This is a genomic window from Streptomyces sp. NPDC093149 (genome assembly GCF_044754145.1).
Classification (GTDB): domain Bacteria; phylum Actinomycetota; class Actinomycetes; order Streptomycetales; family Streptomycetaceae; genus Streptomyces.
Genome location: NZ_JBIVON010000007.1, coordinates 2125 through 11633 on the forward strand (window position 1 = coordinate 2125; position 9509 = coordinate 11633).

Here is a 9509-nt window from a genome sequence, read left to right on the forward strand (position 1 = left end):
CCCCGTGGGGCTCCGGGCCCCCCCCCCGGGGGGGGGGGGCCCCGGGGGGGGGGGGGGGGGCGGGGGGGGCGCCCCCCCGGCGGGCCGCCCCCCCCCTCGTGCTGACGACGGTCGAGGATCAGACCTGGTCGGCCTTCTCCAGCGCGGTGCAGCAGGTGTCGACGATCAGCCGCGTGACGACGTACGGGTCGACGTTGGCGTTCGGGCGACGGTCCTCGATGTAGCCCTTCTGGTCCTGCTCGACCTGCCACGGGATGCGGACCGAGGCGCCCCGGTCGGAGACGCCGTAGCTGTACTCGTTCCACGGAGCGGTCTCGTGCAGACCGGTCAGACGGTCGTCGATGCCCGCGCCGTAGTTCTTGACGTGGTCCATCGGCTTCGAGCCCTCGCCCAGCGACTCGCACGCGGTGATGATCGCGGCATAGCCCTCGGGTCCTTCGCGCATCGCCTTGGTGGAGAAGTTGGTGTGCGCACCCGCTCCGTTCCAGTCGCCCTTGACCGGCTTCGGGTCGAGGGTCGCGGAGACGCCGAAGTCCTCGGCGGTGCGGTACAGCAGCCAGCGGGCGACCCACAGCTGGTCGGAGACCTCCAGCGGGGACAGCGGGCCGACCTGGAACTCCCACTGGCCGGGCATGACTTCGGCATTGATGCCGGAGATGCCGAGGCCCGCCTTCAGGCAGTTGTCGAGGTGCCTCTCGACGATGTCGCGGCCGAAGATCTCGTCGGCACCGACGCCGCAGTAGTAGCCGCCCTGCGCGGCCGGGAAGCCGCCCTCGGGGAAGCCGAGCGGGCGGTGGCCGTCGAAGAAGGTGTACTCCTGCTCGATTCCGAAGACCGGCTCCTGGCCGGCGAACCGCTCGGCCGTCGGACGAAGCTGGGCACGGGTGTTGGACTCGTGCGGTGTCATGTCGATGTCGAGGACCTCGCACAGGACGAGGATGTCGTCGCCGCCGCGGATCGGGTCCGGACACGTGAAGACCGGCTTCAGCACCCGGTCGGAGGCGTGGCCCTCGGCCTGGTTGGTGCTCGAACCGTCGAAGCCCCAGATCGGCAGCTCCGCCACATCCTGCGACGGACTCCCGGCCATGATCTTCGTCTTCGAACGGAGCTTGGCGGTCGGCTCGGTGCCGTCGATCCAGATGTACTCAGCCTTGAACGTCACGGAAGCCATCCTTCGCGGGTGTTGCGGTGCTGCGGTCCGGTCTCTGCAGCGCAGCTTCGCAAGACGCGATTTCCCGTCCGTTGCCCGAGTGTGAACCCCGTGTTACCGAGGATTTCCGCGTTACGCGCGGGCTCTGAGCAGGGTCTCGAAACCGGCGGCGCGGATCCGGCGCACCAGTTCTTCCTCACTGGTGCCCAGAGCCTCGGCCGCCCGCGCGAGCCGCCAGTCGGCGTCGGAGAGCCGGTGCAGCAGATGGCCGCGCCTGATCTGGGCCTCGGACAGCCGGAACGTCTTCAGATACGCGACCTGCCCCTTGTGGTCGGTGATCGTCTCGCCGATGTGGCGGCCCTCCCCATTACGGAGGAACGGCGGCAGGAACCGCCACAGCGTGAACGAACCCATCCGGTACACCCGGTCGAAGGTGTACGGGGTGTCCATCAGCTCACGCGCGAACAGCGTGTCGTGCGCCTCGGCCCACTCCCGTTCCTGCGCCAGCGCCGCCGCCCGCAGTCCGGCGAGCGTTCCCAGCCGCGGACCGTCGGGAATGCGCGCCGCGAACTCCCGGACGGGCGCACCGTACAGCGCGTACTGGTGGACCAGTTCCCCGTACAGATCCTCGATCAGCGAAGGGTGCAGCAGGCGGTAGTCGTCCGGATGCGGCGTCACGAAGGCGGCGGCGAGCGCGTCGGCCGCGTACACCATCACCCCGCACTGGCCGGGATGGATCTCGAAGGCCCGCAGCGCGTCACCGAGCCCGCGCACCGACCACCCCAGGTACGCGTCCTCGGCGCGCGGCGAGAGACCGTCGCGCAGCGCCTGGCGCGACCACTCCTCCCAGGCGACGGCGGGGCCACCGAAGTGCAGGGCGAGATAGCCCTCCAGCGCGAGGTGCAACGGCAGGAAGCGCAGCCGGTCGCCCGGCTGCCGCTTGGCCATCCGGTGGTGGTGGCGCTGGAGCCGGGCGGTCCGGGGCGGCGGGTTCCCGGCCGGGACGCCCGGTCCGGCGCCGAGCTGCGTACCGTACGCGGCGGACTGTGCGCCCTCACCGGACCAGTCGGCGACGAAGCCGTGCGGGATGTACGAGGTGTAGTGCGTGCGCGGGCCGACGTCCACGACGCCGTTCTCGTACCCCGTGTGGAGCACCCGGTGCAGCCGAAGCCCCTCGACCGGCTGCTCACGCACCAGCGGCACGAGACGGATGCCGCCCCACACCTGCGCGGGGCGGGCGGCGAGCCCGGACAGTTCGAGCCTGTTCACGCCGCTGCCCCTCTCTGCTCACCGGTGAAACGTGCGACCTGGCGGTCCAGGTAGGCGTACAGGGCCGCCGTTCCCGTACGCCCCTCGGCGAACTGCGCGATCTCCACCAGCGCGGGCAGATCCTCCGCGTCCCGGATACCGGCGGTGGGGACGCCCGGTGCGAGGTGACGCACATCGAATCCGTCCGCGTCGTATACGGGGTTCACATGCACCACCGCCGTGCGCCGGTCCGGGTCGAGCCGGGTCCGCCACACCCGCAGCACCTCGCCCGCGAGTCCGGGCGGCGCGTTGTCCCAGCCGTCCGAGACGATGACCAGCCGGTCCGGACCGTGCTCCAGGGCGTCCAGTACCCGGATGCCGAGCGGGGTCGGTCCCCAGGGCCCGGCCAGCAGCGGATCGGTGCCGCCCGAGGTCCACAGCGAGGTGTACGCCCCAGGCGCGGCCAGCGCCTCCAGCAGGAAGTGGCAGGCCAGCGCCACGGCGAGCGGACGGCGCCGCTTCTCGCCCGATCCGGACGACGAGTAGCTGTCGTCCAGTACGGCGGCGACCCGGCCCCAGCTCCCGGCATGCGGTCCCGCCGTACGGCGGGCGGCGGCCCGCAGGGCATGGGTCAGCTCCTCGCGGTGGAGCCGGCGCGCCGCGAGGCCGAGCGACAGGACGTACAGGGCGAGCCGGGTCAGCGGCATCATGGTCAGGTCGACGCCCTGGGGCAGCGGAGCCCCGTCCCCGGCGGTGCGCTGCCGCAGGCTCCGCAGCCGCTCCAGCCGGGTCATCCTCGGCACCGCCCGCTCGAGGAACACCTCGCGCTTCATCCCGTGCCGGGCGGCGAAGCCCTCCGCGACGGTGAAGGGCAGCTCGTCGACGGCCCTCTGCTCGTAGTGGGCGCGCCGCCACGCGTCGAGCAGCCGGTGCCGGTAGCGCTGCCGACGCCCCGGCCGGAACAGGAAGTCCCCCGTCTCGTCCGGCCCGTCGAACCGAAGGTGGACATGGCGCGCGGCCGTCTTCAGACCGGAGCGGTACTTCACCGCGTCGTGCGCCCTGTCCGGCCGGGCGGCCAGCCAGTCGCGCACGATCGCGCGGGTCCGCCGGTTGTTCACCTTCGCCCCGCGCAGCGCCCGGAACAGCCGGTACACGCGCTGCGGCGGCAGCTTCGCCAGCCGGGCGGCGATCAGCCGGCCCTCGACGCGCTTCTCCTCGGCGGTCGCGTCGGCGGCGGTCTCCAGCAGCCCCTGGACGATGCGCGCGGCGTTGTGGTCGTTGATGTCGAGGGCGAGCGCGGCGGCGTACACGCGGCGGTAGTTGACCCGTACGTACTCATGGAGGAAGTCCAGCGAGAGTTGCTGCTGATACGCGGTCGTACGGAACTCGCGCTGTCCGGTCGCGGTGATCGCCGCGTTGACGAAGAGGAGCACGTCCTCGGCGGCGACGAGGCCGGAACCGGCCCCGGCGCGCGCGGTCTCGCCGCTGGTCGTCATGGTTTCCCCCGTGGTGTCGCGCGCCCCGGTGCGAAGGGGCGGAACGCCGGCCGGGGAATGGGGGCGCGAACAGCGAAATCAGTGCTTCACAGGCAAGTCCCGGAAGTCGCGCCGGAGTCCCGCGGCCGGCACCGCAAACGTAGCCAGGAAGTCCACTCGGCGCCAGTTCAATACGGGCGCGGTCCGGCGAACCCGGCAGACTTGCCCCATGACGACACTTCCCCCGACCCCGTTGCGTATCGGCCTCGTCGGTGCGGGCCCCTGGGCCCGGAACACCCAGGCCCCCGCCCTCGCAGCCCACCCCGGCGTCGCTCTGAGCGGTGTGTGGGGCCGACGGCCCGAAGCAGCGAACGCGCTGGCCGCCGCCCACGGCACCACGCCGTACACCGGCGAGGCGGGCATCGACGAGCTCTTCGCGGCCAGCGACGCGATCGCGTTCGCCGTGCCGCCGGACGTCCAGGCCCCGCTCGCCGCCCGCGCCGCCGCCACCGGCCGTCATCTGTTGCTGGACAAGCCGGTCGCGACCACCGTGGCGGCAGCCCGCGAGGTCGCCCGCGCCACGGAGCACACGGGGGCCGCGTCCATCGTCTTCTGCACCCTGCGCTTCGCGGCCGAGACATCCGACTGGATCACCGAACAGGCTGCCGTGGACGGCTGGTTCACCGCCCGCGCCGAGTGGATCGGGGCGCTGTTCGCCCCCGGCGCGACCAGTGAGTACGCGGCCTCGCCCTGGCGCCGCGAGAAGGGCGGTCTGTGGGACGTCGGCCCGCACGTCCTGTCGGTCCTGATCCCCATCCTGGGCGACGTCACACGACTGACCGCGGCCCGCGGTCCGTCCGACACCACGCACCTGATCCTCCGCCACACCTCCGGCGCCTCCAGCACGGTGACGCTCGCGCTGGGCGCCCCGGTCGGCGCGGTGGGCGCGGAGATCGAGCTCAGGGGCGAAGAAGGAACCGTCTCGCTGCCGCGGTGGAGCGATCCGGTCGGCTCCTTCCGGTCAGCGGTGGACGCCCTGATCGAATCGGTGCGGACGGGGGAGCCGCACCCCTGCGACGTACGGTTCGGCCTGCGCCTGACGGAGCTGCTGGCCGAGGCGGAGGAGCAGGCGGGGAAGTAACGGCCTGGTGCACGACGGCGAGCGGGGCACGGGGCGGCGGGCATGTTCCCGCGCACGAGGAACTATCCGGCCGCCCCGTCAGCACCCCGCCCGGATGGGGGAGGTGGCGCGACGGCCCGGTGAGCGGTGCGCAGGAAGCGTCGGACCGCGACGGTCTCGCTCTCGTCGAATGTGCGCAGCACTGCCAGCGTGTCGTCGATCAGCGGTCCGAAGAAGGACCGGCCCAGTTCCACGGCACGTGGCGTCACGCTGAGCAGGACCCGTCGCCGGTCTTGCGGGTCACGGGCGCGGTCGAGGTGGCCCAGACGTTCCAGGCGGTCGATGAGTGACGTGGTGCCCGCGGAGTTGAGTCCGAGCTGTGCACCGAGCCACCCGGCCGTCGCGTCCGTGCCGGCCCGCTCGGCGTCCAGCAGGCAGATCAGGGCCCGCACATCGGTGGGATGCATGCCGTGCCGGGTGGCGAATTCGGCCTGGCGCAGGCCGAATTCGACCGTCACCTTGCGCAGCAGATGGACGATCTCCAGCTCGGGCCCCTGGTCGGTCACGTAGGTGCCTCCTTTCTCCGATCACCTTTATTGTCTCGCTGAGCGAGATAATATCGTCGGTATCCGACCGGGGAGGCATCCCATGACCACCGCTTCGTCGTTCCTCGCCGCCTACGACGAGGTCCTGGCGGCCAAGTGGCCGACGGGCACCCGCAGCACCCGGGTCCCCACCCCGTACGGCACCACCCACGTCAACAGTTACGGCTCCGAGGGCTCCCCGCCCCTGGTGCTGCTGGCCGGCGGTGGTTGCACCTCCACCGTCTGGTACGCCCAGGCCGCCCATCTGGGCCGTACCCATCGCGTCCACGCCGTCGACCTCGTCGGTGACCCGGGCCGCAGCGTCGTGGGAAAGCGCCCGATCCGTACGGTGGACGACCTGACGACGTGGCTCGACGCGGTGCTGGACGGGCTGAACGCCGACGGGAGCGCGCTGTGCGGGCATTCGTACGGGGCCTGGATCGCCCTCCACCATGCGCTGCACGCGCCGCCCCACCGTGTCCGGAAACTGATCCTCCTCGACCCGACCCAGTGCTTCGCCGGCTTCCGCCCCGGCTATCTGCTGCACGCGCTGCCGATGCTGCTCCGCCCCGGTGCGAAACGGACGCGTGCCTTCCTGGAGTGGGAGACGGGTCATGCCGAACTCGACCCGGTGTGGCTGCAACTGCGCTGCGCGGCAGCCGGCTTCCCGCCCGCCCGCCCCGTCACCGGACCCCGCCCCGCACCCGGGCCGCTGGGCGGACTGGACGTGCCGACCCTGATCCTGCTCGCCGAGCGCAGCCGGGCCCATGACGCGGCCCGCGTCGCCGCCGCCGCGGCCCGGCTGCTCCCGCACGCGCGAACGGCGGTGATCCCCGGCGCGACACACCACACCCTGCCGTTGCACGAACCGGCGGCCACCGAACTGAACAGCAGGATGGAGGACTTCCTGAGGGCCGAGAGCCTGCGATGACCCGGCCGCTCCCGCCCCGCGACGCGTTCAGCGCGTCATGGCGTCCCGTACCGCCTCGTCCGTGCGTGCCACGACGGCGGTCCCGTCGTCGGCCGTGATGATCGGCCGCTGGATCAGCTTCGGGTGCCCGGCGAGAGCCGAGATCCACCGCTCTCGTGAACCGGCCTCGCGCGGCCACTGCTTGAGCCCGAGTTCCTTCGCCTCCGCCTCCTGCGTCCGCGTGATGTCCCACGGCTCCAGCCCGAGCCGGTCGAGCACCGCCCGGATCTCGTCCGGCGAAGGCACGTCCTCCAGGTAGCGGCGGACGGTGTACTCGGCACCCTCCGCGTCGAGCAGTTCCACCGCGCCGCGGCACTTCGAACAGGCGGGATTGATCCAGATCTCCATGGGGCCAACGGTACGGGAATGACGTTCGAAAGCCCCGCCGGCCAGCGACGATTGTCAGTGGTGGACCGTAAAATAGAGGGAGTTCGTGAGGGTTCCACGACCGTGCCAGGAGGTTGCACATGGCCGTTGCCGTAGTCACGACCGAGCCGCTCCACAAGCCGCTGCGGAAGAAGCCGCTCCCCGCGGGCCGGCCCCGCGAGTGGTACGTCACCCACAACCGCCGCCTGAAGGCCATGCGCCTGGCGATCGCCCTGCTCGACACGGGCGTCTACTATCCGTCGACCGCGACCAACGACAAGATACGCACGATCGCCGAGCGCATCGGCATCCACCCGCCGTCCGACACGACCTGCCGCATGGTCCGCGCCCTGATCCGATACGGTCGCTGACGATCGACTGCTCGCACACCCTCACGGCCGGGAGCCCGCTCGCTGTCGTGCACCCGGCCGTAAGCCTGTGCCCTCGGAAACCCGGGGGCACAGGCACGTAGGACCGCACCCGGATCGGAAGTCCCTGCAGGGGGCAGTGGCACGGCCCCGGACGCCGAGGCCGTCCGGGCGGTCCCGTCCGTCCACCGTCACGACGCAGGCTCCCGGGACGCCGCAACTCCAGAAGGCCGCCGTTCCTGAGTGCCGCTGCCGCTCCGGACCTCACCCGTCCGGCGCACACGGCATGCGGCCCCGGCCGCCGTCCCTTTGACTGAGGGGATGGGCCGGTGCGGGTAGGCACGATGACGAGGAAAGTCGCGCGAGGCCCGGTCTCAGCCGACTGGTGGCTGGAGCGACTGTCCGGTGCCGTCGGAGGAATCCCCTGGAGGCAGATCCGGCGGGGGCGGCGGCAAAGCATTCACGACGGCCGGAGTCGGCGGATTCGAAGGCGTGGGCACCTGAATGAGGAAGGGGAAGAATACAATCCGACTGCCCGTATTCAGAGCCCGCTGCGAAACCCGGTAGCAAACGGTCTTGTTCGGATTGTTAATGGCCGTGTAGCACTTGAGTGCCGACGATGCGACCTGGGAATTATTCGGTGAGGCAACGGATTCACTCGCCGATGTGCCCAATATGCCGGCCGCCAAGAAAGAGGCTGCCGCTGCGACACCGATGTTCCGCAAGGTTGTCTTCTTCATGTTCATCAGCCCAAAGGCTCGGAGTGAACTGGAATGTCCCATCAGCGCGCCTGAGGGGTGTCCCGCAATCCCTGGTGGATCAGTGCGCGGCGTCGGATGCGGTGCATCGCAGGGCGGAGGGGTGTCCGCGTACTGGATGCATGCGGATGCTCCGACGGCGAGGCGAGGTGCCGTAGCCGTCGTCGCACGCCCGCCAGGGGTTACGGGAGACCCCTCAGGCTTCGGTGGCCCCGGCGTCATGGCTCAACGGGGACGATTCTCGTAGAAGTGGGACTGGGCGTCGACAATCATCGTAGCGTCCGGGCCGGTCTGCTGCTGGCCCGCCTGTTCAGCTGGGTCGCATTCTCCGGGCTGCGCCTCGTACGGCACTTGTTCCGCCCGTCGAAGTGCCCTTCGCGTACATTTTCTCATCCTTCTCCTGCTCTTCGGTTTTTTCCGCGCACGCCGTACCGGTGCCCGGTGAATGGTCGCTGGAGTCAACTCCCCGGTCATGGCTGGTTGAATATGAAAAAAGATTTCGGCGCGACAATTCCAAAGAGGGCGCGCAAGATGTACGAGGAGGGAATCCGGGATTCCGCTCGGAGTTGCTGCTGCCCAGTTCCGTCACTACGTCAGTGTCACGCCGGAGCCACGCCGTGGCTGTGGCGCCGCTTGCGACGGTGACGGGAAAAGCAAGCAAGCACAGTGCCGAAAAGGAGAAAACCGTGAGAGGAAACCTCGTCCTGAGTTCCGCCGCAACAGTCGCGCTCGTCGGAGGACTGGCTGCGACCACTGTCGTACCTGCTTCCGCTGCCCCGACCCAGGCGTGTCGGGTGGTGGGAAGCACCTTGACGGGAGAGAACTTCGGTCCCAACGGGACGTTCACCGTCTCCCCTGGGGGGATGATGGTGCGATCCTCCGCTGACGGTCGTATCGGACCGACCGCCGTATCGGGCGCGGGCAGTTTCTCCATAGGCCCTGTGGCCTGTACCGGAGGGGGATCAGCGGCATCGGCAGGAGGAGGTGCGGCCGCTGCCGCAGCTGCCGGAACGAACGCGGCACAAGCGGCGAGGAGCAGAGGCGCTTCCCCGCAAGAGGCGAGGGCGCAGGGCGTAGCGGCGGCACAGGCCGCAGGGAGAAGCCTTGGCCTGTCGCAGACGGTGATAAACCAAGTCGTCAACCAGACAACCAACAACCTGAACCAGATCATCGGTTCCACCATCGGTGGCTCCGTCATCGCGGGGAGTGGTAATACGGTCGGCGGCGGTAACACGGTCGGTGGTGGCACGACTCCGCCGACGACGGGTGGTGGCACGACTCCGCCGACGACGGGTGGTGGCACGACTCCTCCGACGACGGGTGGTGGCACGACTCCTCCGACGACGGGTGGTGGCACGACTCCGCCGACGACGGGTGGTGGCACGACTCCGCCGACGACGGGTGGTGGCACGACTCCGCCGACGACGGGTGGTGGCACGACTCCTCCGACGACGGGTGGTGGCACGACTC

At 70.4% G+C, this 9509-nt stretch carries 9 protein-coding genes; 3 read left to right on the forward strand and 6 right to left on the reverse strand.

Annotated elements, in window-relative coordinates; all coding sequences use genetic code 11:
* Positions 1 to 118: 118 nt before the first annotated feature.
* From glnII to ACIQCZ_RS21485, 3 genes are all read right to left on the reverse strand, one after another.
* A complete protein-coding gene (gene glnII / locus ACIQCZ_RS21475) occupies positions 119 to 1162 on the reverse strand; it encodes a glutamine synthetase (protein WP_402284210.1) in 1044 nt (347 codons plus the stop codon).
* Between the two features lie 120 nt (positions 1163 to 1282).
* The gene (locus ACIQCZ_RS21480) at positions 1283 to 2419 is read right to left on the reverse strand and encodes an ARPP-2 domain-containing protein (RefSeq protein WP_402284213.1); all 1137 of its coding nucleotides are present in this window, start codon (positions 2417 to 2419) and stop codon (positions 1283 to 1285) included.
* Complete coding sequence (locus ACIQCZ_RS21485; protein WP_402284215.1) at positions 2416 to 3894, reverse strand: hypothetical protein; 1479 nt, start codon at positions 3892 to 3894, stop codon at positions 2416 to 2418. The genes ACIQCZ_RS21480 and ACIQCZ_RS21485 overlap by 4 nt, the downstream gene beginning before the upstream one ends.
* Before the next feature lie 208 nt (positions 3895 to 4102).
* On the opposite strand from ACIQCZ_RS21485, the gene ACIQCZ_RS21490 reads away from it, so the two are divergent.
* Positions 4103 to 5014 (forward strand): Gfo/Idh/MocA family protein, encoded by a 912-nt coding sequence (locus ACIQCZ_RS21490; RefSeq protein WP_402284217.1) that lies wholly within the window; start codon positions 4103 to 4105, stop codon positions 5012 to 5014.
* A gap of 62 nt (positions 5015 to 5076) precedes the next feature.
* Here the strand turns inward: ACIQCZ_RS21490 and ACIQCZ_RS21495 are convergent, their stop codons facing one another.
* The gene (locus ACIQCZ_RS21495) at positions 5077 to 5559 is read right to left on the reverse strand and encodes a MarR family winged helix-turn-helix transcriptional regulator (protein ID WP_402284219.1); all 483 of its coding nucleotides are present in this window, start codon (positions 5557 to 5559) and stop codon (positions 5077 to 5079) included.
* Positions 5560 to 5641: 82 nt separating this feature from the next.
* Here ACIQCZ_RS21495 and ACIQCZ_RS21500 point away from each other — a divergent pair, with 82 nt between their 5' ends.
* Complete coding sequence (locus ACIQCZ_RS21500) at positions 5642 to 6508, forward strand: alpha/beta fold hydrolase (RefSeq protein ID WP_402284222.1); 867 nt, start codon at positions 5642 to 5644, stop codon at positions 6506 to 6508.
* A 27-nt stretch (positions 6509 to 6535) separates the two neighbouring features.
* On the opposite strand, the gene ACIQCZ_RS21505 is transcribed toward ACIQCZ_RS21500, so the two are convergent.
* Positions 6536 to 6895, reverse strand: a complete 360-nt coding sequence (locus ACIQCZ_RS21505) for an arsenate reductase family protein (protein WP_402284225.1) — start codon at positions 6893 to 6895, stop codon at positions 6536 to 6538.
* Between the two features lie 119 nt (positions 6896 to 7014).
* Here ACIQCZ_RS21505 and ACIQCZ_RS21510 point away from each other — a divergent pair, with 119 nt between their 5' ends.
* The gene (locus tag ACIQCZ_RS21510) at positions 7015 to 7284 is read left to right on the forward strand and encodes a hypothetical protein (protein ID WP_376285744.1); all 270 of its coding nucleotides are present in this window, start codon (positions 7015 to 7017) and stop codon (positions 7282 to 7284) included.
* 371 nt (positions 7285 to 7655) lie between these two features.
* On the opposite strand, the gene ACIQCZ_RS21515 is transcribed toward ACIQCZ_RS21510, so the two are convergent.
* Positions 7656 to 8027: a hypothetical protein gene (locus tag ACIQCZ_RS21515; protein WP_402284228.1), complete on the reverse strand. Its 372-nt coding sequence runs from the start codon at positions 8025 to 8027 to the stop codon at positions 7656 to 7658.
* Between the last annotated feature and the right edge of the window lie 1482 nt (positions 8028 to 9509).